The sequence below is a fragment of the Brevibacillus centrosporus genome, from assembly GCF_046622605.1.
In the GTDB taxonomy this organism is placed as follows: domain Bacteria; phylum Bacillota; class Bacilli; order Brevibacillales; family Brevibacillaceae; genus Brevibacillus; species Brevibacillus centrosporus.
Map to the genome: position 1 here is coordinate 1,638,781 of NZ_CP176856.1, position 23,271 is coordinate 1,662,051.

Consider the following 23,271-nt stretch of genomic DNA (forward strand, 5'->3'; position numbering starts at 1 on the left):
TAAGGGCTAAGACGAACTTTGTCCCCAGCGTTCCCGGAAAATGAGCTTTTGCAGCTCCTGCCGTTTTTCCCACTGGTGAATTTCCAGCAATGGACGATCCGGATAATGGTCCGTATACCCAACCGACAGCAAAGCGACAGGATCAATGTGCGGCGGGATATCCAGTATTCGGCGGACGTCCGATTTTTTGTAAAAACTGACCCACCCCATAGCGAGGCCCTCCGCATAAGCCGCGAGCCACATGTTTTGGATGGCACAGCTGACTGACATGATATCTGTCTCCGGGATCGAGTTTCGCCCGAGGACGTGGTCACCGCCACGGGTTGGATCACAGGTCACACAGATCGTAACGGGCGCTTCCTTGATTCCCTGTATTTTCAGCTCCAAAAAGGCAGATTCGCGGCCCGTTCCTTCATAGTGAATGGCCAGTGCACGCCGCTCCTTATCCGCACTGTCAGCGAGTTCGCGCTTGAGGGAATCCGCGGTAACCAGTATAAAATTCCATGGCTGCATAAACCCGACGGAAGGGGCGTGATGAGCAGCCGAGAGGATCATGCTCAGTTTTTCAGACTCTATGGAGTCGCTGCGAAACGAGCGGATATCCCGACGATTGCTGATCGCTTTGTACAATCCGATTTTTTCTTCCTCTGTCAAATAAATCATGATTGGAAAAGCCCTCCTGATCCTAGCTGTTTCCTCTCATTTTAATAGGGAACGAGGATTTCATCCAGACATCTGCTTGACATATTCCTCTCATACGCTTAAGAGGAGAGTCTGTGCAATCGAGAGAGGAGTGAAGCCGGAATGAAAAACATCCTGATTGTGGAGGACGAACTGCCGATCTCTCGCGTCTTGAAGGCGTACCTGGAAAAGAGCCAGTTTCAGGTAGAGCAGGCGTTTACCGGCGACGAGGCCGTCCGAAAATTTGATGCGGTAAGCCCCGCATTGGTTTTGCTGGATGTGATGCTTCCAGGCAGAAGCGGCTGGAGCATTTTGGAATACATACGAAAAAAGAGCTCGTGCCCGGTGATCATGCTGACGGCACTGGGACAAATAGACAATAAACTGATGGGCTTGCACCAGGGGGCAGACGACTACATCACCAAGCCGTTCATCGCCGATGAGGTCGTTGCCCGTGTCCAGGCGGTGCTGCGCCGATCGACGAATATTACCCGGGGCAATTCTCTCAAGCAGTTCGGCAGCCTGAAGGTAGACTTCAAGGCGTATACCGTCACCTTGCACGGAATTGAATTGGCCTTCACCCCAAAAGATCTCTCCTTGTTTCTGTTTTTGGCGCAATACAAGAACCAGACGTTTACGAGGGAGCAGCTGATTGAGCAGGTGTGGGGGATGGATTACGAAGGAAGCGACCGCGCCGTGGACCTGGCGATCAAGCGCATCCGCAGATCACTGGAGAACTGGCCAGCCTCAGAGGGGGAAATTCGCACCTATCGCGGACTGGGCTACAAGCTGTGTGTGTATGAGTAAAGGAAAGCAAACGACGCTGTTCCGCTACTGGACGACACGTTACCTCATTACACTTTGCATCGGGTTGTTAGTCGTAGGAATTGCCTCCAGCCTGTGGATCACCTATAACGAGAAGCAAAAACGTCTGGATTTTATGAGGCTGACGGCAGCGGAAATTTCAGAGCGCGTGGTTGACAGCGAAGGGAACATCAAAATTGCGCCGTTCCTGTTTCGGATTTTGGATAGCCGACAGGAATCCCTGCGGCTGAGCTACAAGCCATCCATGATTATTCTTGACGCGGACAAACACTCCTTATTCGATGGCCCAGGTCCATTTGCCAGCGAGCTGTCCAGGAGAGCGGCTGAAGTAGTGGGTGCGAAGGAGGACGTGACAGAGCTGACTTCCTCGCGCGGAGAAGAACTGCTTTTTGTGAAGCGGGCGATTACGTATCAGCAGAAGCAGATCGGCTGGGTCGTCCTGTTCTCCCCGCAAAAAGAAATGATCCGCAGCACCACGGAGTTTCAGCTGCTCTTTATCATGCTGATCAGTCTGGGCTTGCTCGGTTGGCTCGTTATCTACCTGCTGACGAAAAAGCTGTCTCAGCCGATCAAGGACGTGGCGGATGCGGCCAAGCAAATCGTCACAGGCGACTACGATATTCATCTGGAAAAAAGCAGTCGGGAAACGGAAATCTACGAGCTGATTCACTCCTTCAAAGAGATGGCGGATCGCCTGCGCCAGCTGGAAATGATGCGGACTGAGCTGCTCGCAGGAGTAACACACGAGCTGAAAACGCCTGTCACCTCGATCAGCGGTTTGGTTCAGGCGGTCAAGGATGATATCGTCAGTGGCGTGGAAGCCAAAGAGTTTTTGGAAATCTGTTCGAAGGAAACGGCACGCCTGCAAAAGATGGTGGAAGATCTGCTCGATTTTAATTCGTTTGCGGTAGGGGATATTCGTATTCGCCTTGAGAGCCAAAACATTCACGAGCTGGTCCAGGAAATCACGCATCAATGGCGGATTGGTCAAGAAGATGACACGCTGATGCTGCAGCTTGAAAAGCCGACGAAGCCCATCGTTGCCCAGGCAGATCCCCTGCGCATCCAGCAGGTGCTGTACAATTTGCTGAACAACGCTGCCCAAGCTACAGGCCCTGGCGGACGGATTGATGTGCGCTTGTCCGAGACGGATCATGAGATTTTGATCGTCGTGCAGGACAATGGGATGGGGATTCCCTTGTCCGAGCAGCCGTATGTATTCGATCGCTTCTATCGAGGAGAGGAGAAGAAGCATACGGTGCGGGGTCTTGGCTTAGGGCTTTCCTTTAGTCGGATGATCGCGCAGGCATTGGGCGGAAATCTGGTGCTGACCCAAAGCTCGGAAAAAGGGACGACCTTTACGTTGATTCTACGAAAATAGCTAGGAAAAAAACGGCGCTGCCTTTTTGGCAGAGTCGTTTTTTTTCGCCATTCATTCCTCAAATCTGACGCGATGCTGACGTATTTCTTCCGTATATTGATCCCATCAGATGCTACTAGCTGCAAACAAGAAAGCCACGGGAGGAGTTTGAAAAGTGACCCAGACCGATAAGAAACGCACGTTTTTCTCCAAAGGGAGAACGAACAAAAAGCGATGGATCATAGTAGGGTTGGCAGTCGTACTGATCGGAGGAGGGGTATATGGCTATCAGTCTCTATCAACGCCGAGCAGAGCGCAGGCTGCCTTTCAGGTCGTGAATGTACAAAAAGGTGACGTCTCAGAGACGGTTTTGGCATCAGGTGCTGTACAGGCATCGAAGCGTACCTCCTTGTCCTTTTCGGATGCCGAGGACGCCAAGGATGCGATTTCCTCCATCAAGATCGGGGTAGGCGATCAGGTCAAAGCCGGCCAAGTGCTCGCAACGATGGATGATTCTGTAGCGCAAATTCAGGTAACAAATGCGCAAGCAAGCCTTTTATCGGCCCAGGCCAAGCTGGAGGAAGCGCAGAAACGCAAAACCTCGGCAGAGATGAAGACGCTGCTTGCAGCTGTCAATCAGGCGAAGATCGAGCTGGACCAGGCGAAGCAGTCGATAGATTCGCAAAAAGCGACCAACGATGAAGCAAAGGCGAAGGCTGCCCTGCAAAATGCACAGAAAACGTATGCCTCCCAAAAAGCGCTCTATGAAGCAGGAGCGATTTCCAAGACAGAGTACGATGCGGCGCAAACCGATCTTGATTCTGCTCAGCGGGACTACAATACAGCTGTGCTGACAGCGAGCCAGACCAAAGGCCAATCCGGCAGCAAAATCGAGCAGGCACAGGCTGCTTATGACACAGCTGTAGAAGCTGTCAATGAAGCCAACGAAGGGCCAGACGCATCGACGGTTCTGTCGGCAAAGGCAGCGGTAGAGCAGGCGAAAGCGCAGCTCCAGCAAGCCCAGAAGGCTTTGAATGCCGTAACGTTAAAAGCGCCGATGGACGGTGTGATCGTACAGCTGAATGGGAATGTTGGCGAAATACCCGGCAGCGATTTCATCATTATGGACAACTCCAACTCAGGAAATCTGGAAGTCATGGCGCAAATCAGCCAAAGCGACATTGGAAAAGTGAAGGAAGGGCTGAAGGTCAACTTTACGACGAGCTCGTATCCGGACGAAACCTTTACAGGCAGTGTGAAGCTGGTGTATCCGGAGGCGAAGACAGAATCCGGGGTGACGACCTACGATGTCCTGCTGTCGGTAGCTAATAAGGATGGCATGCTGAAAATCGGGATGAATATGAATGTCTCCATCGAAATCGGTACTCATCAGAACGTTCTGGTCGTTCCAGCTCAAGCCCTGCAAACGCTGAACGGGAAAGACGGTGTCTATCTGTACACAGCAGGCAATACGGCCTCTACTGAAAATGCAGAGAACACAGGCAATGCGCGAGGCAAAGGCGGTACAGAGAACGCCAGTAACACGCGAAGCGGCGGAAGCGGCGGCAACGCAGGAAATGGGGCAAGACAGTATCGCTTCCAGCCTGTGAAGATCGGCTTTTTTGCCTCAGATCGCGTAGAAATTACAGAAGGTTTGAGCGAAGGGGACAAAGTCGTCATTTTGGCGAATACAGCGACCTCTCCCACGACAAATCAAAACTCCAGCCGAATGGGCGGCTTTGGCGGCGGCATGGGCGGCTTCGGTGGAGGAATGGGTGGTGGCTTCCCAAGCGGGGGAGGCGGCGGAATGAGGAGTCGATAGAAAATGAAACCAGTCATACAAATCGAGGACCTAAAAAAGCTGTACCGCATCGGAGATCAGGAAATTCAAGCGCTGCGAGGTGTCAGCCTGACGATCGAGGAAGGAGATTTCGTCGCGATCATGGGCCCGTCCGGCTCAGGGAAATCGTCGATGATGAACGTGATCGGTTGTCTGGATAAACCGACATCAGGGGAGTTTTACTTGGATGGCTATCCCGTATCGGAAGCTCACGATGATGAGCTTGCGGAGATTCGGAATCGAAAAATCGGGTTTGTCTTTCAAAACTTTAATCTGCTGCCGCGTACGACAGCGGTCGAAAATGTGGAGCTTCCGCTTTTGTATGGAGGCACGCCTGCCCGAGAAAGACGGGAGCGGGCCATCAAGGCTTTGATCGATGTAGGCTTGGAACAGCGGCTGAACAACAAGCCCAATGAGCTTTCCGGTGGTCAGCAGCAGCGGGTATCCATCGCACGAGCTTTGGTCAACGACCCTGTTATTTTGCTGGCAGATGAGCCGACGGGTGCTTTGGATACCCGGACCAGTGAAGAAATCATGGGAATCTTTCAGCAGCTAAACGATGCCGGAAAGACGGTTATTCTCGTAACGCATGAGCCGGATATCGCAGAATATGCCAAGCGGATCGTCCGCTTCCGGGATGGGCAAATCGTCTCCAATGAAGTGGTAACGAAGCGTAGAAGAGCGTTTTTAGAGGAAGTGAAGCGATGAGTTTTATCGAGTGTGTACGCATCTCATTTCGAAGCATCAGGGCCAATGGTTTGCGCTCCATTCTCACCATGCTCGGTATTATCATCGGGGTCGCAGCCGTGATCGCGATGGTCGCAATCGGGGAAGGGACATCCAGCAGCGTGGCCTCCCAGATCAATGGGCTGGGGAGTAATCTGTTGATCGTATCGCCGGGACAGGCGACGCAGGGGAGAGTCAATCTGGGAGCGGGCTCTCTCAATACACTGACACTGGCGGACGCAGAAGCGATCGAACAGAAGGAGTCTGTGTCTGGAGTCGCACCGAGCGTCAATGGGAGAGCCCAGATTGTTTGGGGAGCAAGCAACTACTCCAGCTCCTTGGAAGGGACGACAGCTGCGTTTTTGCAGGTGCGAAACGCGCAGGTGGAGAGTGGGCGCTTCTTTTCCAACTTTGAGGTCAAGCAGCAGTTCAACGTTGCGGTAATCGGAACCGAGGTAGCCAGCAATCTGTTTGCGAACAATAGCACCAACCCGATTGGGCAGACGGTGCAAATCAACCGGATACCGTTTACGATTATCGGGGTTTTAAAAAGCCAGGGAAGCTCCGGGATGACGAACAACGACGACAGAATTCTCATCCCGATCACCACAGCGATGAGTCGGCTGACGGGAGGCAAAAATGTGGGAACCATCTATGTATCAGCGGCTTCTGCGGATCAGATGGAGCAGGCGCAGGCAGACATTCAGAGCACGCTGCGTTCCAATCACAATCTCCGTCCGCAAACAGCAGACGACTTCCGCATTACCTCCCAGTCTGACATCCTCAGCACGGCACAGGAGGTATCCAGCTCCATGACGGCGCTGCTGTCAGGAATTGCCGCGATTTCCTTGATTGTCGGCGGGATCGGTGTCATGAATATTATGCTTGTCTCCGTCACCGAGCGTACGCGGGAAATCGGTATCCGCAAAGCGATTGGGGCAAAGCGGGGAGACATCCTGCGCCAGTTTTTGATCGAGGCAGTGACGCTCAGTCTCATCGGGGGAATTGTCGGAATCGTGATCGGCGTGGGGGCAGCTCTATTGATCAGCAAGTTCGGAGGCATGACGACCGCGATTAGTGTATCCCCTATTCTCTATGCGTTCTTGACATCTTCTCTGGTAGGGGTCGTCTTTGGGGTCTATCCGGCTCGAAAAGCAGCACAGTTAAAACCGATTGACGCGCTGCGTTACGAATGACACCAGGTGTTGGATTTTTCCAATTCGGGCATACTAGCCGCGTGAGGTGTATGGCTGATGGAAAAAAACGTCCAATTTTCCGTAACGTGGCGAGAAGCGTCCCGCATTATGAAAAAGATCAAAACGAGCAACCTGCGGTATATGGTCAGGCAAATGGAAGGCAAGACGAGCATCGCGTTTGTTTTTCCCAGAGTGAGTGTAAGTCAATACGTCTATCTGTACATTCTCTTTGGGCCTAGGGCAGCTGATGCGGTAGGTGGCGATAACAAATAAAGAAGCTGCCCTGGCTCTTCACACAGAACCAGGGCACTTTCATAAAAACTTGGACAAAGCTATCGATTTTTTCAATATTTTGATATAAAACAAAACCTGACACTTTTCGATATCAGAGATTCATAGTACAATGCCTGTATGAACGAACTTGGGGAAGTTCGGGATGGCGGCACCCAAACTGTGCAGGAGGGCCGCCTACTTTTTTTGAATCATTTTGTAATAGGTGAAATTAGGCATTTATACCTAAAAATACAGCTAGATGATATAGGTCTTTCGATATAAAATAAAGTTATTCACGTAATTACTTCCGTACTACCTCTTCCCAGGTTTTGATACCTGGGCTTTTTTTTGTCTATTGGCCGCATACATAAAAAGGCCCATCTGGATATCGACTATCCTTCGATGGACCTATCTTCGCTATGCTGAGGAGGAAAACTGCCTTTGAGCAGTGCTTCCAACAGCTGTTCTCGAGTCATGGATATGGTAATGCCCGGATCAGGGAGATCAGCCAGAAAGTGATTGTCCTTGTACAGATACCAAAGGGTTCCGGTAGGGCGCATCGGGTAGACGAGAACGTCTTCCTTCCATTGCTGGCCGTGCCGCACGATGTCACGCAAAGAGGTGTAAAGCTCCCCCCATATGGGCAAATAAGGCTTTGTTCTGTGTTGATGCAGTGCACGTAGGAGCTGTGCTTTGGCTAGGGAAAGTAGTTCATTTGTCGAGGATTCAAGCGAAAACATGACCCTGTCTCCTTTGTTGGTTCATGACCAATGGTTCATTGCTTCGACAGCCGACGGGTCGTGTCAGGAAATTTGCGAAATGTGGCGGATTTTGTCGAAGTCATCGTTAAGTGTAAAATAGTTGCTAGCAGGATGCAATAGGCGAGAAGTAGTATGAATACACCTACATAGGGTAGTACCTGATTGGTTGATAGGAGAGGCTGGGTAAGAGGTGAGTACATTGACTGGAAAGCAAAGGCTGTTTATCGATTGCAGCGGTGGCAGTGATCAGATGATCGCCTTATGGTATGCCTTGCAATCGCCAGCAACAGAGATCGTGGGGATCGGATATAGCGGTGACGAGTCAGGGCAGGGACGAGCGCTTATCCAAAAGTGCATCGAGATGGTCAAGCCAAGTGCAAAGATTCCTGTTGCAATGGGAGACGGTGCCTCCCTTTTTGCTACTCCCAAAGTAGAGGGAGAGGGGCCAGTGCGCCTGTTAGTTGAAAAGGCGCAGGAATGGAAGGGAGAGCTCACCGTGATAACGCTGGGAAGCTTGACCAATCTGGCAAAGGCAGCAGCAATCGATCCAAGACTGCCCGAAAAAGTGAAGCAGGTCGTCGTGCAGGGCGGTGCTATTCGTGTACCGGGGAATGTGACGGCTGTCGCGGAAAAAAATATGTATGCGGACCCGGAGGCCGCTGCTTTCGTATGGGCAGCTGGTTTTCCCTTGGTGCTGGTCCCACTTGACTCGACAGAGCGTTTGCGGCTGACAGAGGAAGAGTGGCAAGCGATTTTGGCAGCAGCCATACAAAAAGGAATGTTGCCAGCGTCAGAAGAAGCAGTCGCCCAGGCGCTAAGGCCGAGTGCCCGCTTGGACGCATGGGGCGCGATGGTCGCCGCCATCCATCCGGAATTCATACATAAGCAGCAGATGAAGCTTTCCATAGAGTGTCGCAGCACGCTGTCTCGTGGAGCCGTCTTGGCGGATCTGCGCAAAAAGCCGAGTGTGGGGATCGATACGGAAGTTGCAGCTGCTGTTGAAAGAGATTCCCTCCGAGAGTGGCTGCGTGGACTTTGCAGAGCAGAAGGAGGCATCGGGTAGACATGAAAAAGGTCATCATTGACGTAGACACGGGGATTGACGATGCCATGGCGCTTTCCTACGCGGTACATTCTCCTGATCTGGAGATTTGTGGCGTGACGACGACCTTTGGCAATATCACAGTGGAGGAAGCGACGAGAAATACGCTGCAGGTGCTGGAGCTTGTAGGAGCAGGTGAGATTCCGGTCTACCCCGGAGCATCCAAGCCGCTCGTCCGTGAGCTGAAGGAAAAAGCAAAGCTGTTTCATGGGGATAACGGATTGGGAAACGTCGAGCTGCCGCTTCCTTCCGCAGCACCACAGGTGATGCGTGCAGCTGAATTTATGATCGCGACGATTAAAGAACATCCGCAGAAAATCACGCTGATTACCGTTGGAAGCATGACCAATCTGGCACTGGCGATCATGGCAGCGCCCGAAATCGTCTCACTGGTAGAGCGAGTGGTCGTGATGGGGGGAGCGGTGACCGTGCCAGGGAATCGCACGCCGGTAGCAGAGGCCAACATCTGTGCAGACCCAGAAGCCGCATCCTACGTTTTTCAGTCGGGTATCCCCATCACCTTGGTTGGCTTGGATGTCACGATGCAGACGCTGCTCACGAGAGAGCATCTGCAGCAATGGCGAGAGAGTGATACGAAGATCAGCCATTTCTTCGCGGATATGTGCGAGGTTTATATGGACGCCTACGCCAAGGTGGGAAATGTACTCGGCTGCGGCCTGCACGATCCGCTTGCAGTCGGTGTTGTGATTGACCCTAGCTTTGTGACGGCATATCCAATGCACGTCCAAGTCGATACATCAGGAAGTGCCAGCGATGCGCGCACCATTGGGGACAGACGGGAGCAGCCTGCTTCCGCGCCAAATGTCGATGTCTGCCTCGAGGTTGACCATGAGCGCTTTGTCGAGCACTTTTTGAAGTACGTCATGTAGAGCATATGGAGTTTAAAACGGGAATGAGGAGAGGATAGCCTTGATAAAAGAGTTTAAAGAGTTTGCCCTGAAAGGAAATGTACTCGATCTGGCAGTCGGTGTCGTGATCGGGGGGGCTTTTGGTAAGATTGTGACTTCTTTAGTAAATGACATCATTACTCCCTTAATCGGATTGCTGCTTGGCAAAGTTGATTTTTCCAATCTATTTATCAGCCTGAACGGATCGCATTATGCGACACTCCAGGATGCAAAGGCTGCAGGAGCAGCGACACTCAACTACGGCTTGTTCATCAACAGCATCATTGACTTTTTGATCATCGCCTTCTCGATCTTTATGGTCATCAAGCAGCTGAACCGCTTCAAGCGCAGGCAGGCAGAGGTCAAACCGGAAGTAACGACAAAGGAATGCCCGCATTGCATCACATCCATTCCGATCAAAGCGACGCGCTGCCCGAATTGCACCTCCATGCTGGAAGGCACGCAGCCTGCCCATTCGTAGAAATCAGGGCGTGATGGAAACCTGAGTTCGGGATTCATGCGACTCAGGTTGTTTCCTTTTTGCTGAAGCGTCATGAAAGGAAGCGGCACAGACAACTACGTAACTGGCCGCTTTTTCACTGCCTTTTTTCGTTTCACCCGATTGCGGTACTGGTAATGGAGACGTTTGATCGTTCGAAAGTAGGTTTTGTCCTTGAGCTTGGCGAATAGTCCATGAGAGGGAAAGTCGTAATTGACCTCGATCACCACAATTTCCCCGTGCTTGTCGATGGCAAAATCGACGCCGATTTGGGCCGAGTGCCTGTATTTATTGAAATGAGAACACACCTGATAGCTCAGTCGAATGAGATTTTGTTCGATTTTGCGAATTTCGCTGGCATCCATGGACAGTGATTTTTCCAGTGCATGAGGTACGGAGACCGCATAGCCGCCACCACGGGCTACGTTTGTAATCACGCTGTCAGACCCAGCTACTTTTGCGAGCATTCCCGCGTATTGCCATCTGCCGAGGCCGTTGCGCATCATCATGACCCGGATGTCAAAGGGACGTCCATTCAACTGTGCCAGATCGATTCCTTTCTGAATGATGTAATTTTTCTCCACTAGCTGCTTATCCAGCATTTTCTGCAGTTCTTCGAGAGTGGAGACGCGAACCGCTTCCCCTCGTTCCTTTACGAACTGATAGCCGCCATCAAGCTTTTGTACGCGTAAAATGCCTTTTCCCATATGCGTTCTCGTCGGCTTAATGTAGACGGTATCGTACTTGCCCAGATAGGTGCTGAGCAAAGCGGGCTGATACAGAGAGGTCGGCGGCAAAAAAGGACGGATGTGCGGGCTTTTGGCAAAGAACTTGTGGAGACTCCATTTAGAGGAAGAGATCATACACCAGGCACCTCGCTTGAAAAATAGTCCATTCTCGCTATGATATACGGCAGGCAGGAGAAGCGTGAGGAGGTGTTCGGTTGAATCCGTCATCAGACATGAGGCCGCTGTTTCTCTCTTGGATGGGGATAGGTTTGGAGCGGTTTGCCCATCCGTATTAGCACCTCCGGAATCAGGAGCACGAGCAAGATCGTGCTGTAAAGTCCAAGCGTATAGCTGGTTACGAAAGCAATACCGATCATCTGATGAAACACAAACGTGAGCAGATGGATAAACAGATTTGTAAAGCAAAAGGCGAAGCTTCGGATCATCCATCGACGATGCTGAAGAACCCGTTTCTGAAAGATTTGGACCAGTGCTGTCGATGTGAGAAAGAGCCAGAGAATATTGAGCAGATTGAAGCCTATGCTGCTTATTTTTCCACCTGTAGCGTAGGGTGCCATGTATCCTGAGGTTAGAATGACAATGAGCACGGACGATACATACACATAGCCGTTCACGCGATGAAAGCGGCGGTGCGTCTCATAGGTACGGGCTGAAAAATTGATGAACCCAGATGCCATGGCAAGGCAGGCGAATCCTACATGGATGTACATGACCGTTAACCAGATTTGGGGCTTCAGTTCATGCTCAATATCGACTTTATGCTGAAGAAACGCCTCAGCACCTGGATCGAGGATGAAATGGGTGGCAATGACATAAAGAATGTAAAGCAAAATGGCAAACGCGGTCAGCTTGTAAAAGGAATAGCGTCTATCCATGCTCTCGCCAGCCTATATCCGATGCCCGCTTAAACGGGACGAGGGCAATACACCAGCTTTGGCAATTCCCGTCATCTGGTCACCATCAACCATAACCTCAAGCTTCAAGGTCAGTCGCATGGGCTTTGTCACACGCAGTGACCAGCGAAGCAGATTTCCCGTGAACTCAGGATCGATAAACGGGCTCGCTTCATCCCCGTGCATGCAGGTACCTTGAATTACACCATGAACAGTTGCGATGTGGAGTTTGACAATCAGCCCTCCGACAGGGGTCTCGATGGTCGCATCCCACTCTCCTTCGAATAAAGAGGGTGAAGCGCTGGAACTCGTACTCGCGTTTGCAGTTGCTCTCACTTCCAAAAAGCTTGAAGAATCCTTCGAAGCATTTGGATCACCGATCTTCGCCCCATCTCCGGGGGAAATTCCAGTGCTGCGCCAGACTGTACCTCTCCGTTCATATTCGAAAAGCTGCTCTACTTCATGCGTAATGCGAGGACCCAGTTCTCGTTCTACCAGATAGAGAGCGACATCGAGACCAGAGGTTACACCACCTCCCATAACGAGATTTCCGTCATCGACGACCCGGGCGTTAACAGGAATGGCACCCGTCTCCCCAAGCACATCCATCCCTAAGTGATGCGTAACTGCGGGCCTTCCTTCCAGCATTCCTCCCATGGCCAGCACGAGAGAACCTCCACAGACGGTAGCAACTACGATCTTTGGATTCTCCAGTGCTCGCACCAGCATCCCAGTCAATTCCGTATTTGAGGCTCGGGCGAGTAGTACAGGAATGGAGTCGGGGCCATCCCCGGCCAGCTCCCCCGAAGCGCCAGGAACCAAAATAATGCCCTGTTGATCGGGGGAAAGCTTGCCTCTCGCTTCGACCTTCACTCCGTTGACACCGCTTATGACGTGTCTTGGACCGTCCGCCGAGACGAATTCCACATGCATGCCTCCGCCGGCCGTCATCCCGGCCGCGCAAAATACTTCATAAGGGGCAATGGCATCCAACAGATCAAAGCCATCAAACAGCACAATTTGAACATTCAGCATCAAAAAGACCTCCTTCTATTCAGTCACGGATAGAAGGATACCAAGTGAATCTCACAAACCACGTAAGAAAAGGGTAACAAAACGATCAACAAACCATCACAATGTGCACACTGCTTGTTTGTTTTTCCAGCTGTGATGATACACTTAGAGGAAACAACGTGGAAGTGAAGGCGGGATCTAGCGTGAGTGAAAGACCTACTGTTTTGGTCGTAGACGATGACCAAAGCATCGTGGAGCTAATGCGGGACTTTTTGGAGAACGACGGGTTTCTGGTCGAGATGGCAAATGACGCAGAGCAAGCATGGGCTGTATATCAACAGAGCACCATTGATTGCATCATCCTGGACATCATGATGCCGGGTCAAACGGGATATGATTTCTGCCGGCGCATTCGGACGCAGAGCAGCGTTCCCATTCTGTTTCTCAGTGCTCGCAGTGACGATGTGGACAAGATTCGCGGACTGACACTCGGCGGCGATGATTATATCGTAAAATCAGCTTCAGCCCAAGAGATCGTAGCTCGTGTAAAGGCTGTTTTGCGACGTGCGGGAATGCAGAAAGAGGGCGCTTCTCGGGTGTTGGATTACGGAAGAATCAAGCTCGACCTGTCTACAAGAGAGGTATGGATAGAGGGGAGGAGCACTTCGCTTACTCCAAAGGAATATGAGCTTCTGCGTTTATTTGCAGAACATCCTCGGCAGGTGTTTACCTATGAGCAATTGCTCGCGAAGTTCTGGGACGGCGTCGGTGACAAACATACAATCCGAGTTCACCTGAGTCGCCTCCGCGAGAAAATTGAACTGGATCCGGACCATCCCCAACATTTGACCAACGTCTGGGGCGTAGGTTATCGATTTGAGGGGGTGTGATATGAGGAAGTTTCGTATACGCACCTATTCCTTGTTAAGCCTGGTGCTTCTCTCCTTGCTGCCATGGGTCTTCTTTGTCGCGACACTCTTCATCACGACCCATTCTGTACAATTGGGAGTGGAAAGGCAGGATTCGTACAGGATTCCCATGATCGCTGCGTTTGCAGGGCTGCTGCTCGCTTTCTTTATGATTGGCCTCCAAATGCGAAGGCTGCTTCTCGGACCTCTTGAGAGGATGGGACAGGCTGCTCGGCAGATTGCTGCTGGCGATTTGGATGTACAGCTTCCCCAAACGACGGTTAAAGAAATAGATGAGGTTCGAGATGGGTTTGAAGTCATGGTGAATGGACTACAAAACTCTTACCGCAAACAAGCTGATTTGGAGGAGGAACGGCGATTCGTCATTGCGGCCGTAGCGCATGACTTGCGGACACCGTTGTTTGCCTTGCGGGGTTATTTGGACGGTCTCGAGCAAGGGATCGTAAAAACGCCGGATCAAGTGGCGAAGTATGTATCGGTTTGCAAGGAGAAGTCGTTGCAGTTGGATCGGTTGGTCGAGGATCTTTTCACCTTTACCAGGATGGAGTACCAGGAAGACGAGCTTGCGATGAGAGAGGCAAGCTTTCACGAAATTGTTCAGAAATCGATCGATAGCCTGAAACTTCAATCGCAACAGAAGCAAATAACGGTCGTCACGGCTTTCACACCTAATGATTGTGTCATCCAGGCAGATGCACACTTATTGGAGCGAGCGATGAACAATTTGCTGGATAATGCCGTGCGCTACACGCCTGTCCATGGAAGGATCATGATTGAAACCTGCTCAGAAGGAGACCGAGTGGCGTTCACCATTCACAATTCAGGGCAGGGTTTTTCACAGGACGAATTAAACCGTGTCTTCGAGCCGCTCTATCGGGGGGAGCAGTCGAGAAATCGCGCTACGGGGGGAGCGGGACTGGGTCTGACGATATCAAAGCGGATCATCCAGCGTCACGGAGGAGAGCTTACAGCAGGCAATCACCCGAGTGGAGGGGCTGTCCTGTCGGGCTGGTTACCTACCGATCATAAAGAATGAGAGGGAGATACCTTACTATGAATCGCGAGCATCGCCCGCTGCAGCCGCCGATCCTTCAGAAGGGGCTTTCACAGCCGCATTATCTATATCGCGAGTACGAGCCTGGCAAAAGCTTGGAGCCCTATGTGGCGTGTTATTGGACGAGCGAGTTTGTGCCAGGGGAGCAGACACAGCTGCATCGCATTGTTCCGGATGGCTGCATCGATATCATCGTCGATTTGCGCGCTGCGAACATGGCCAAGGCAGCGTTTATCTCGGAGCTGATGACAAGCTTTGAGGTGATCCATCTCATGGAACCTCAATCGCTTTTTGGGATTCGCTTTTTTTCCTCGACGGTTCGGCAATTTCTGCGTTACCCGGTTTCTGCTTTCCGCGGCAGTCATCCCCTTCTCGAAGATCTATGGGGGAGTGAGTCGGGCTTGCTGGTAGAAGAAATGCGGGAAGCACAAGACGTGAAAGGCAGGATTGCGATCGTAGAAAGAAAGCTGTGCAACTGCCTAGAGCAGCAGGTATCGCTCTCGGAGAGCCTTTTGCAAACGAGTATGGCTTATCTGTACGACACACACGGCAGCCTGTCCGTAGCGGAGCTGTCGGAAAAGCTTTGCTACAGTGAACGCCACTTGCGCAGGATGTTCCACTATGAGCTGGGAGTCTCCCCCAAGGAGCTGGCGCAGATTATACGTTTTCAAAGCATGCTGCAAGCGCTATACCGGACGCCGAAGGAACAGCTGACGCAGCTTGCGCATCGATACGGCTATTTTGATCAGCCTCACTTGATCAAAGAGTTTAAACGGTACTACGGCATACCGCCCTCCCACGTATTTATGGCCGGCAAGCCAAAGGAAGTACGCTCGTAAACTTGTCCGTTTTTTACAAGTCGGGCATTCGTTCTTTGGCTATACTGGAAGCAAGAGGAAGGGCGGGAAATGCTGCCTGCGAAAGGAAAAGACATTCTCACGTTAAAATGTGATCCGGTTCGCGCGGATGAGCTGTGTGAAATTTACGAGGGGATCATACCCGGCTATCACATGAATAAGACGCATTGGAATTCCATTTACTTTGATGCAGATATTCCACAGGAGCTGTGGGAGCGGCTCATCGCTCACGCTCATGAGATGGTCCTTCAAAAGCTGCCGAAACGTGTGAGACAGGAGCTTTCCCTCCCCGAATAAGAAGGAGTGATCACAATACAATGGGAATCAAACTCGATATGGTTGGAATCGTCGTGCAGGACATGAGGAGAGCACTGGATTTTTATCGTCTGCTCGGACTGGAGATTCCGGAGAGCGCTAACAACGAGATGCACGTAGAAGTGGCGCAGGAGGGTGTTCGTCTTGCCTTTGACTCGGTAGAGGTGGCAAAGGGTGTTTACGGGGGATGGGAAGAGCCTACGGGGCATCGCATCGAGCTGGCGTTTTTGTGCGAGAGCCCGGATGCCTTGAATGCCTTGTACGAAAAACTGGTGGAGCATGGTTACCACGGACATAAGGAACCGTGGGACGCTTTCTGGGGGCAGCGCTATGCGATTGTCGCCGACCCTGATGGCAATCTGATCAGCCTGTTTGTATAAAAACCGAGGGTAAAATAGGGGAAAGCCGATTCATTGGAATCGGCTTTTTTCGTTATACAGTAAGAATTTATAAGATTCTTATCCAGTATAAGTGCAACTAAGACTGCCCCAAAAGGCTTGGCGCAGCCAAGTTTTCTAATGTGGACGGATGCGAGTGAAAAGAATCACATCAGTTCTTGTGATTTAAAATACTATCCTCCAGCATGTCCGCTGTATCCCCATACACGCGAATGATGTGTCGTTCCCCCCACGCGCACAGAGTGTCGAGAATGCCGCGTAAGCTCAAGCCGTATTCGCTAAGCTCGTAAACGACCTTTGGCGGAACTTGATTATAGACGATCCGGTTGATAATCCCGTCTTCTTCCAGCTCCCGCAGCTGCTGCGTCAGCATTTTTTGGGTGATGCCAGGCATGAGGCGTTTCAGCTCGCTCGTTCGTTTTTCGCCATGGGTCAAATGGCAGAGGATCACACATTTCCATTTGCCGCCGATCACTTCAAGCGTGGCTTCCACAGAGATATTGTACTTCTTTTTCTTCATGACCATACCTTCCTTCTAGATAGGCACTAAAAAGTGCCTGTATCACTTTTTGGTAACTACAGTACAAAAAAGTGGGTACTTTTCATTCGGAATTCTATCACCCATAATAGCATTTGCTAGCTGGTATTCACCATACTCATTTATTTACGATCGTTCCCAGGTGAACGAACGATTCATTCATTTCATAAGGAGGAATTGACGTGTCTGAAAGTAAAAAGCGAAGCACGCTGGCATTGCTAGCTTTGGCGATCAGTGCTTTCGCGATCGGTACAACTGAATTCATTAGCGTAGGGTTGTTGCCGCTGATTTCGTTAGACTTGCAAATCCCGGTCACAACAGCAGGACTGACCGTTACGTTATACGCACTAGGCGTTACCGTTGGAGCCCCTGTTCTCACATCATTGACTTCGCGGGTTCCGCGAAAAATGCTGCTTTTCTGGATTATGGCTTTCTTCCTTGTAGGAAATGCCATTGCAGCAACTGCCACCAGCATCACGATGCTTTTGATCGGGCGTGTCGTATCCGCGTTTGCTCACGGCGTGTTCATGTCGATCGGCTCGACGATTGCCGCTGACCTGGTACCCAATGATCGCCGGGCGAGTGCCATCTCACTCATGTTCACGGGTTTGACTGTCGCCACGGTGACTGGAGTGCCACTGGGTACGTATCTGGGGCAACAGCTCGGATGGCGCACGGCTTTTATGGCGATCGTCATCGTGGGAGTGATTGCGATGATTGCCAACATGCTGCTAGTTCCATCAAACCTGCGCAAAGGAGTCAAAACGACGTTTGGCGATCAGCTCAAGCTGGTTACAAATTCCCGTTTGCTCCTGATGTTCATCATTACTACCCTAGGCTATGGCGGGACATTCGTCGTCTTTACGTATCTGTCGCCATTGCTTACTGATATAACTGGCTTCACAGCAGGACAGGTTGCTGTCATCCTGCTGGTATACGGAATTGCCATCGCGATTGGCAACATGATGGGTGGAAAGCTGGCTAACCGAAATCCATTGACTGCCTTGTTTATCATGTTCGTCATTCAGGCGATCGTCCTGTTCGTCTTGTTTGCCACTGTACCGTTTAAGGTAGCCGGGCTCATCACGATCTTCTTCATGGGCATCATGGCGTTTATGAATGTCCCTGGTCTTCAGGTGTACGTGGTTATTCTCGCAGAACGGTTTGTACCGAGTGCGAAGGATGTTGCGTCCGCGATCAACATCGCAGCCTTCAACGCAGGCATCGCGATTGGCGCCTACTTGGGAGGCGTGATTACGGACACGATCGGACTCATTCACACGACATGGGTCGGAGGCATCATGGTGGCCGGGGCCGTCATCCTGACTGCTATAAGCAGAGTATTGGAGAGCAAGGATGGAAAGTCTAGGGTAAGGAAAAACAATCCAAACAACGAGGAGGTTTCATTCTCATGACAAAACATTTGCAAGATACAACAACACTGTACAACGGCGTCAAAATGCCATGGCTGGGTTTGGGCGTGTTTAAAGTAGAAGAAGGAGCAGAGGTTGTGGATGCCGTTCGCACAGCCATCCGAAACGGCTACCGCAGCATCGATACAGCTGCCATTTACGGCAATGAAGAAGGCGTAGGGGAAGGGATCCGACTCGGGATGAAGGATGCCGGTATTGCGAGAGAGGATCTGTTCATCACCTCAAAAGTATGGAATTCGGATCTCGGCTTCGAGTCTACTTTGGCAGCCTACGAAACAAGCCTGAAAAAGCTGGGACTGGACTATCTCGATCTGTATCTGATTCACTGGCCGGTAGAAGGCAAGTATAAAGAAGCATGGCGAGCGCTGGAGACGATCTATAAAGAAGGAAGAGTAAAAGCGATCGGTGTGTCCAACTTCCATGTGCACCATCTCGAGGATTTGATGAAAGACGCAGAAATGAAGCCGATGATCGATCAAATCGAATTCCATCCGCGACTGACCCAAAAAGAGCTGCAAGCTTTTTGCCGGGAGAATGGCATTCAGATGGAAGCGTGGTCTCCTTTGATGCAAGGCCAGCTGCTCGATCATCCTGTGCTGAAAGAAATTGCCGAGCGTCATCAGAAGTCGGTGGCCCAGGTCATCATTAGATGGGATTTGCAAAACGGCGTAGTCACCATTCCGAAATCGATTAAAGAGCACCGCATCGTGGAAAACGCAGATGTGTTCAACTTCGAGCTGTCTGCAGATGATATGGAGAAAATCGATGCGTTGAATGAAAACCTCCGTGTAGGTCCAGATCCAGACAACTTTGATTTTTAATGAGAATGGAAAAAGGGAAACGAGCCCTAGATTTTGTCTAGTGGCTCGTTTCCCTTTTTTCTATCAAAATTAACTCCAAAAGAAATAAAGTTTACTAATTATAGATTGACTGATGTAATTTTATTTCTTATAATGAAAGCGGAAACAAGCGAATATTTTCACTATTCTTCATAGCGAAGCGAGGGATGCATCATGGATCAGCCTGCGAAACTGCTAGATTATCGCTCAAAAAAGGAGCATTTGCTCATCGGTCTTATGTCTGGCACCTCGCTGGATGGCATCGATGCTGCCCTGGTGGCGGTCCGGACAAACGATGAGGGAGAGATCGAAGACGTAGCCCTGCGGGAGTTTTATTACATGCCTTATTCCGATGAACTGCGAGAATGGGTCATGAGCTTGTGCAGTGTAGAGACAGCTCGTGTCGATCAGCTCACGGCCGTTCATTACGGTCTTTCCGAGTGGTATGCCTACGCTGTCAAGCAGCTGATGGATCAGGCAAAGGTTACGGCAAACGAAGTCGATGCTGTCTGCATGCACGGTCAAACGATCTGGCATATTGCGGGACGCACGCCGTTTCCCGGGCCGACAGGCATGATGCAGGTACGCGCATCCCTGCAGATCGGGGAGCTGTCTACCCTGGCAGAACGAACAGGAATCCCGGTGGTAGGGAACTTCCGGGCGAGAGATCTGGCAGCGGATGGCGAGGGAGCACCGCTCGTACCGTACGCGGATTACGTCCTGTTCCGGGATCCGAATAAGGGCAGGCTGCTGCAAAATATTGGTGGAATCGCCAATGTGACTGTCCTGCCAGCTGGTGCATCCATCGAGGAAGTCGTCGCTTTTGATACAGGGCCGGGAAATATGATCATGGACCAGATCGTCCAGATCGTGACCGAGGGAAGACTCCGGTATGATGAAGGAGGAAAGCTGGCAGAAGCCGGTACGGTCTCTGAAGAACTGCTGGGTCGCCTGATGAAGGATCCGTACTATCAGATGAAGCCGCCTAAGAGCACAGGACGCGAGGTTTATGGACGCGCATTTGCTCAGGAGCTTCTGGCAGAGGGCGGAGTGCTTGGACTTGGCGGGCATGATCTGATTGCAACGGCAACGGCACTGACCGCTACCTCCATCACCCAGGCTTACTTACAATTCGTCTTACCCACAACCAAGGTGGAGGAAGTGATCGTCTCCGGTGGAGGCGCGCACAACCAGACACTTCTTCGCATGCTGCAAAGTCAACTGGGAGCAGGAATCCACATCACGACAACCCAGCAATTCGGAATGCCGGATGACGCGAAGGAAGCTGTCGCATTTGCCATTTTGGGTCATGAGACACTAATGGGACGACCATCGAACGTGCCTTCTGTAACAGGTGCCAAGAGAGCCGTGCCGTTAGGAAATATATGCTTTTAAACAAAAGACACGTAGGGGGTACCATCGTGAGAAAACGAGTGTTGGCAGGCTTTTTCCTATCTTTATCCCTGATGCTTACCGCTTGTTCAGGCGGCGGCGGAACAGCTGCTCCAGCGGACCAGGCGAAGCCGCAAGAAGGTCAAGCACAAGAACAATCGGCAGCCAAAACAGAGCTGGTTGTCGCAGCCGAGCAGGAGCCAGTGGGTTATGATCCGCACAAGGTTCCAGCTGCATCCAGCGTACGTGTATATGCGCTCATCTATGACAGCCTGACCAAGCTGGACGAGAACATGAACATCGTTCCGAACCTGGCGGAAAAGTGGGAAATCGCACCGGATGGCAAAACCATTACGATGTTCCTGCACAAAGGCGTGAAGTTCCACAACGGCAAAGACATGACAGCTGACGACGTGAAGTTCTCTTTTGAACGCATCATGAACCCTGACACAGGTGCCATCGCAAAATCGTACTTCGCAAGTGTAGAGGCGATTGAAGTGAAGGACCCTACGACTGTGGTATTCAAGCTGAAAACTGCGGATGCAGCGTTTATCGCCAATACAGCTAGTGCCTATGCTTCCATCGTTCCAAGCGGATCTACCGATCTGACCAAAGATGCAATCGGAACAGGACCATTCAAGCTGGAAAAAAGCGAGCCGGGCCAATACGTTCTGTTGAAGAAAAACCCGGACTACTTCAATAAAGACCTGCCGAAAGTAGAAACAATCAAATTCCAGATCATGAAAGACGAAGCTGAACGTTTGGCAGCGATTCGCTCCGGCAAAATCGACATCAGCACCATTTCTGCCGATTCCGCGAAGCTTTTGGAAGGCAAGCCAGGCGTACAAGTGAAAAACTATCAGTCCCTGGAGTACAGCTACTTGGGGATCAATGTGAACAAGAAGCCGTTTGACAATCCAAAAGTACGCGAAGCGATCAGCTATGCAGTTGACCGCAACCAGATCGTGCAAACCGTCTGGAAAGGCGAAGCTGCCCTGACAGGTCCAATCGCTCCAGCTATCACCAACTGGGCACTGGATACAGCGAGCTACCCTACTTACAAAACAGATGTAGAAAAAGGGAAACAGCTGCTTGCGGAAGCGGGCTTCCCGAACGGATTTGAAACGCAAATCGAAACAGCTGCTACGTACCCAGACATGGTAGAAACCGCTCAAGTGATTCAGCAACAACTGAAAGCAATCGGAATCAACGCGAAGATCAATCAGCTGGAGTGGGGCAACTACATCGAGGTATGGAAGTCCAAGGACATGAACCTGATGGTAGGACGCAACACTTCCGGTGTAGATGCTGACCGTTCGATGCGCTTCTTCTTCGCTAGCACTGGTTCTGCAAACGTTTGGAATTACTCCAACCCGGCTTACGATGAGCTGGTCGAAAAAGCATTGGGAACAGTAGATCAGGCAGAGCGTAAAAAACTGTATGAGCAAGCACAAACCATGCTCGTAGCAGATGCGCCAAACCTGTTCCTGGCATCTCCGAAGAACTACTACGCTGTACGTGACAACATCGATTTCACACCAACGGCAGCGGGTGAAGTCTACTCTTTGGTGAAGACTTCCATCAAGTAACATAGGGATGATAAAAGGCTCCGCCTGGCCACTGGCGGAGCCAAGTTTCTAATACAGATAAGAATTACGGGATTCTTATCCAGTATAAGTGTAACTAAGGCTCCGCCAAAAGCTTGGCGCAGCCAAGTTTTCTAATTTGGAGGGAACCAAAGTGGTATCTTATCTAATCAAACGCATCATCAGCCTGATTCCCATCCTGTTTGGCATCTCTGTATTGGTGTTTACCATCCTGCATTTGGTGCCGGGCGATCCCGCATCCATCATGCTGGGCACCAATGCTACGCCGGAAGCCATCGCTGCTTTGCACAAGAGCATGGGGTTGGATCAGCCGTTACTTACGCAATACTTGCATTGGATTGGCGGAATGCTGAAGGGCGACTTTGGCGTTTCTGTGCACTCTGGTGAGGAAATCTTGCCGCAAATTATCAAACGCTTCTCTATCACCCTGCAGCTGACGGTGTTTGGTGTTCTGATCGGTTGGGTGCTCGCGATTCCTTTTGGGATTCTTTCGGCGATTCGTGCGCATTCCAAGACCGACATTATCGTCCGTGTCGCTACGCTTTTGGGGATCTCGGTACCGAACTTTGCTGTAGGAACGCTGCTGCTGCTCGGCTTCTCTCTTTATTTCAATTGGTTTCCGCCGATTGATGTCGTCAGCTTTTGGGAAAATCCGGTGGAGGCATTCAAGGTATTTATTCTTCCAGCCGTGACCATGGGGATCGTCGTCGCTGCCGGTGTCATGCGGATGACGCGTTCTGCCTTTTTGGAAACAATGGACAAAGATTTTATCCGTACGGCACGCGCAAAAGGAAACAGTCAATGGACCGTCGTAATCGGTCACGCTTTCCGCAACTCCTCGATTCCGATCGTGACCATCGCTGGGATGCAGATCGGATACCTGTTGGGCGGATCAGTCATCGTGGAGCAGCTGTTTTCGATACCAGGATTGGGTCAGTACATTTTAGAAGGAATCTATCAGCGGGATTATCCGGTCGTGCAGGGAGGCGTACTTTTCGTCGCTCTGGTATTTGTCCTGGTCAATCTGCTCATCGACCTGATCTATACCTGGATTGATCCGCGTATCAAGTATTGACAAGGGG

General features: G+C 51.1%; 24 protein-coding genes and 1 pseudogene. 19 read left to right on the plus strand and 6 right to left on the minus strand.

Annotated features, from left to right (window positions below; genetic code table 11):
• Nucleotides 1-6 precede the first annotated feature (6 nt).
• A complete protein-coding gene (gene bluB, locus ACLIN2_RS08550; RefSeq protein WP_411503796.1) occupies nucleotides 7-663 on the minus strand; it encodes a 5,6-dimethylbenzimidazole synthase in 657 nt (218 codons plus the stop codon).
• A gap of 141 nt (nucleotides 664-804) precedes the next feature.
• Here bluB and ACLIN2_RS08555 point away from each other — a divergent pair, with 141 nt between their 5' ends.
• From ACLIN2_RS08555 to ACLIN2_RS08580, 6 genes are all read left to right on the plus strand, one after another.
• A complete protein-coding gene (locus ACLIN2_RS08555) occupies nucleotides 805-1,488 on the plus strand; it encodes a response regulator transcription factor (RefSeq protein WP_092265969.1) in 684 nt (227 codons plus the stop codon).
• Complete coding sequence (locus ACLIN2_RS08560) at nucleotides 1,481-2,887, plus strand: HAMP domain-containing sensor histidine kinase (RefSeq protein WP_092265968.1); 1,407 nt, start codon at nucleotides 1,481-1,483, stop codon at nucleotides 2,885-2,887. The genes ACLIN2_RS08555 and ACLIN2_RS08560 overlap by 8 nt, the downstream gene beginning before the upstream one ends.
• A gap of 154 nt (nucleotides 2,888-3,041) precedes the next feature.
• The gene (locus ACLIN2_RS08565; protein WP_411503797.1) at nucleotides 3,042-4,688 is read left to right on the plus strand and encodes an efflux RND transporter periplasmic adaptor subunit; all 1,647 of its coding nucleotides are present in this window, start codon (nucleotides 3,042-3,044) and stop codon (nucleotides 4,686-4,688) included.
• 3 nt (nucleotides 4,689-4,691) lie between these two features.
• Entirely contained in the window at nucleotides 4,692-5,414 is a 723-nt protein-coding gene (locus ACLIN2_RS08570; RefSeq protein ID WP_400587578.1) for an ABC transporter ATP-binding protein, read from the plus strand.
• The gene (locus tag ACLIN2_RS08575) at nucleotides 5,411-6,628 is read left to right on the plus strand and encodes an ABC transporter permease (RefSeq protein ID WP_411503798.1); all 1,218 of its coding nucleotides are present in this window, start codon (nucleotides 5,411-5,413) and stop codon (nucleotides 6,626-6,628) included. The genes ACLIN2_RS08570 and ACLIN2_RS08575 overlap by 4 nt, the downstream gene beginning before the upstream one ends.
• Before the next feature lie 57 nt (nucleotides 6,629-6,685).
• The gene (locus ACLIN2_RS08580) at nucleotides 6,686-6,901 is read left to right on the plus strand and encodes a hypothetical protein (RefSeq protein WP_092265964.1); all 216 of its coding nucleotides are present in this window, start codon (nucleotides 6,686-6,688) and stop codon (nucleotides 6,899-6,901) included.
• Between the two features lie 392 nt (nucleotides 6,902-7,293).
• On the opposite strand, the gene ACLIN2_RS08585 is transcribed toward ACLIN2_RS08580, so the two are convergent.
• Nucleotides 7,294-7,641: a hypothetical protein gene (locus ACLIN2_RS08585; protein ID WP_092265963.1), complete on the minus strand. Its 348-nt coding sequence runs from the start codon at nucleotides 7,639-7,641 to the stop codon at nucleotides 7,294-7,296.
• A gap of 211 nt (nucleotides 7,642-7,852) precedes the next feature.
• On the opposite strand from ACLIN2_RS08585, the gene ACLIN2_RS08590 reads away from it, so the two are divergent.
• The 3 genes from ACLIN2_RS08590 to mscL are packed head-to-tail and all read left to right on the plus strand — an operon-like array spanning nucleotide 7,853 to nucleotide 10,153.
• Nucleotides 7,853-8,725 (plus strand): nucleoside hydrolase, encoded by an 873-nt coding sequence (locus tag ACLIN2_RS08590; protein ID WP_411503799.1) that lies wholly within the window; start codon nucleotides 7,853-7,855, stop codon nucleotides 8,723-8,725.
• A gap of 2 nt (nucleotides 8,726-8,727) precedes the next feature.
• Complete coding sequence (locus ACLIN2_RS08595; RefSeq protein WP_411503800.1) at nucleotides 8,728-9,654, plus strand: nucleoside hydrolase; 927 nt, start codon at nucleotides 8,728-8,730, stop codon at nucleotides 9,652-9,654.
• A 40-nt stretch (nucleotides 9,655-9,694) separates the two neighbouring features.
• Nucleotides 9,695-10,153, plus strand: coding sequence for a large conductance mechanosensitive channel protein MscL (gene mscL, locus ACLIN2_RS08600; protein ID WP_411503801.1), 459 nt, complete (start codon nucleotides 9,695-9,697; stop codon nucleotides 10,151-10,153).
• 95 nt (nucleotides 10,154-10,248) lie between these two features.
• On the opposite strand, the gene ACLIN2_RS08605 is transcribed toward mscL, so the two are convergent.
• From ACLIN2_RS08605 to ACLIN2_RS08615, 3 genes are all read right to left on the minus strand, one after another.
• The gene (locus ACLIN2_RS08605; RefSeq protein WP_400587586.1) at nucleotides 10,249-11,034 is read right to left on the minus strand and encodes a YheC/YheD family protein; all 786 of its coding nucleotides are present in this window, start codon (nucleotides 11,032-11,034) and stop codon (nucleotides 10,249-10,251) included.
• A 92-nt stretch (nucleotides 11,035-11,126) separates the two neighbouring features.
• A complete protein-coding gene (locus tag ACLIN2_RS08610) occupies nucleotides 11,127-11,795 on the minus strand; it encodes a DUF2306 domain-containing protein (protein ID WP_411503802.1) in 669 nt (222 codons plus the stop codon).
• A 12-nt stretch (nucleotides 11,796-11,807) separates the two neighbouring features.
• Nucleotides 11,808-12,848, minus strand: a complete 1,041-nt coding sequence (locus ACLIN2_RS08615) for a DJ-1/PfpI family protein (RefSeq protein WP_411503803.1) — start codon at nucleotides 12,846-12,848, stop codon at nucleotides 11,808-11,810.
• Between the two features lie 182 nt (nucleotides 12,849-13,030).
• On the opposite strand from ACLIN2_RS08615, the gene ACLIN2_RS08620 reads away from it, so the two are divergent.
• The 5 genes and pseudogenes from ACLIN2_RS08620 to ACLIN2_RS08640 all read left to right on the plus strand — a co-directional run bounded on the left by ACLIN2_RS08620 (nucleotide 13,031) and on the right by ACLIN2_RS08640 (nucleotide 16,362).
• The gene (locus ACLIN2_RS08620) at nucleotides 13,031-13,717 is read left to right on the plus strand and encodes a response regulator transcription factor (RefSeq protein ID WP_411503804.1); all 687 of its coding nucleotides are present in this window, start codon (nucleotides 13,031-13,033) and stop codon (nucleotides 13,715-13,717) included.
• 1 nt (nucleotide 13,718) lies between these two features.
• On the plus strand, nucleotides 13,719-14,792 hold the full coding sequence (locus ACLIN2_RS08625; protein WP_411503805.1) for a sensor histidine kinase: 1,074 nt from the start codon (nucleotides 13,719-13,721) through the stop codon (nucleotides 14,790-14,792).
• Between the two features lie 17 nt (nucleotides 14,793-14,809).
• The gene (locus tag ACLIN2_RS08630) at nucleotides 14,810-15,649 is read left to right on the plus strand and encodes a DUF6597 domain-containing transcriptional factor (RefSeq protein WP_411503806.1); all 840 of its coding nucleotides are present in this window, start codon (nucleotides 14,810-14,812) and stop codon (nucleotides 15,647-15,649) included.
• A gap of 54 nt (nucleotides 15,650-15,703) precedes the next feature.
• A pseudogene (locus tag ACLIN2_RS08635) lies at nucleotides 15,704-15,964 on the plus strand (MmcQ/YjbR family DNA-binding protein); the annotation flags it as partial.
• Nucleotides 15,965-15,984: 20 nt separating this feature from the next.
• Entirely contained in the window at nucleotides 15,985-16,362 is a 378-nt protein-coding gene (locus ACLIN2_RS08640; RefSeq protein WP_092265953.1) for a VOC family protein, read from the plus strand.
• 169 nt (nucleotides 16,363-16,531) lie between these two features.
• Here the strand turns inward: ACLIN2_RS08640 and ACLIN2_RS08645 are convergent, their stop codons facing one another.
• On the minus strand, nucleotides 16,532-16,900 hold the full coding sequence (locus ACLIN2_RS08645; RefSeq protein WP_092265952.1) for a winged helix-turn-helix transcriptional regulator: 369 nt from the start codon (nucleotides 16,898-16,900) through the stop codon (nucleotides 16,532-16,534).
• 200 nt (nucleotides 16,901-17,100) lie between these two features.
• On the opposite strand from ACLIN2_RS08645, the gene ACLIN2_RS08650 reads away from it, so the two are divergent.
• The 5 genes from ACLIN2_RS08650 to ACLIN2_RS08670 all read left to right on the plus strand — a co-directional run bounded on the left by ACLIN2_RS08650 (nucleotide 17,101) and on the right by ACLIN2_RS08670 (nucleotide 23,264).
• Nucleotides 17,101-18,333, plus strand: a complete 1,233-nt coding sequence (locus ACLIN2_RS08650; protein ID WP_092265951.1) for an MFS transporter — start codon at nucleotides 17,101-17,103, stop codon at nucleotides 18,331-18,333.
• Nucleotides 18,330-19,172: an aldo/keto reductase gene (locus ACLIN2_RS08655; protein ID WP_411503807.1), complete on the plus strand. Its 843-nt coding sequence runs from the start codon at nucleotides 18,330-18,332 to the stop codon at nucleotides 19,170-19,172. Before ACLIN2_RS08650 ends, ACLIN2_RS08655 begins: the two co-directional genes overlap by 4 nt.
• A 192-nt stretch (nucleotides 19,173-19,364) precedes the next feature.
• The gene (locus tag ACLIN2_RS08660) at nucleotides 19,365-20,585 is read left to right on the plus strand and encodes an anhydro-N-acetylmuramic acid kinase (RefSeq protein WP_411503808.1); all 1,221 of its coding nucleotides are present in this window, start codon (nucleotides 19,365-19,367) and stop codon (nucleotides 20,583-20,585) included.
• Between the two features lie 26 nt (nucleotides 20,586-20,611).
• Nucleotides 20,612-22,171 carry an ABC transporter substrate-binding protein gene (locus tag ACLIN2_RS08665; protein WP_411503809.1) on the plus strand — a complete coding sequence of 520 codons (1,560 nt, stop codon included), beginning with the start codon at nucleotides 20,612-20,614 and terminating at the stop codon, nucleotides 22,169-22,171.
• A 151-nt stretch (nucleotides 22,172-22,322) separates the two neighbouring features.
• Nucleotides 22,323-23,264 carry an ABC transporter permease gene (locus tag ACLIN2_RS08670; protein WP_092265947.1) on the plus strand — a complete coding sequence of 314 codons (942 nt, stop codon included), beginning with the start codon at nucleotides 22,323-22,325 and terminating at the stop codon, nucleotides 23,262-23,264.
• Nucleotides 23,265-23,271: the final 7 nt, after the last annotated feature.

Bases quoted from the DNA above. Each gene is read 5' to 3' on its own strand.
- bluB (WP_411503796.1), bottom strand. From the start codon at position 663: ATGATTTATTTGACAGAGGAAGAAAAAATCGGATTGTACAAAGCGATC.
- ACLIN2_RS08555 (WP_092265969.1), top strand. From the start codon at position 805: ATGAAAAACATCCTGATTGTGGAGGACGAACTGCCGATCTCTCGCGTC.
- ACLIN2_RS08560 (WP_092265968.1), top strand. From the start codon at position 1,481: ATGAGTAAAGGAAAGCAAACGACGCTGTTCCGCTACTGGACGACACGT.
- ACLIN2_RS08570 (WP_400587578.1), top strand. From the start codon at position 4,692: ATGAAACCAGTCATACAAATCGAGGACCTAAAAAAGCTGTACCGCATC.
- ACLIN2_RS08575 (WP_411503798.1), top strand. From the start codon at position 5,411: ATGAGTTTTATCGAGTGTGTACGCATCTCATTTCGAAGCATCAGGGCC.
- ACLIN2_RS08580 (WP_092265964.1), top strand. From the start codon at position 6,686: ATGGAAAAAAACGTCCAATTTTCCGTAACGTGGCGAGAAGCGTCCCGC.
- ACLIN2_RS08585 (WP_092265963.1), bottom strand. From the start codon at position 7,641: ATGTTTTCGCTTGAATCCTCGACAAATGAACTACTTTCCCTAGCCAAA.
- ACLIN2_RS08595 (WP_411503800.1), top strand. From the start codon at position 8,728: ATGAAAAAGGTCATCATTGACGTAGACACGGGGATTGACGATGCCATG.
- ACLIN2_RS08605 (WP_400587586.1), bottom strand. From the start codon at position 11,034: ATGATCTCTTCCTCTAAATGGAGTCTCCACAAGTTCTTTGCCAAAAGC.
- ACLIN2_RS08610 (WP_411503802.1), bottom strand. From the start codon at position 11,795: ATGGATAGACGCTATTCCTTTTACAAGCTGACCGCGTTTGCCATTTTG.
- ACLIN2_RS08615 (WP_411503803.1), bottom strand. From the start codon at position 12,848: ATGCTGAATGTTCAAATTGTGCTGTTTGATGGCTTTGATCTGTTGGAT.
- ACLIN2_RS08625 (WP_411503805.1), top strand. From the start codon at position 13,719: ATGAGGAAGTTTCGTATACGCACCTATTCCTTGTTAAGCCTGGTGCTT.
- ACLIN2_RS08630 (WP_411503806.1), top strand. From the start codon at position 14,810: ATGAATCGCGAGCATCGCCCGCTGCAGCCGCCGATCCTTCAGAAGGGG.
- ACLIN2_RS08640 (WP_092265953.1), top strand. From the start codon at position 15,985: ATGGGAATCAAACTCGATATGGTTGGAATCGTCGTGCAGGACATGAGG.
- ACLIN2_RS08645 (WP_092265952.1), bottom strand. From the start codon at position 16,900: ATGAAGAAAAAGAAGTACAATATCTCTGTGGAAGCCACGCTTGAAGTG.
- ACLIN2_RS08655 (WP_411503807.1), top strand. From the start codon at position 18,330: ATGACAAAACATTTGCAAGATACAACAACACTGTACAACGGCGTCAAA.
- ACLIN2_RS08660 (WP_411503808.1), top strand. From the start codon at position 19,365: ATGGATCAGCCTGCGAAACTGCTAGATTATCGCTCAAAAAAGGAGCAT.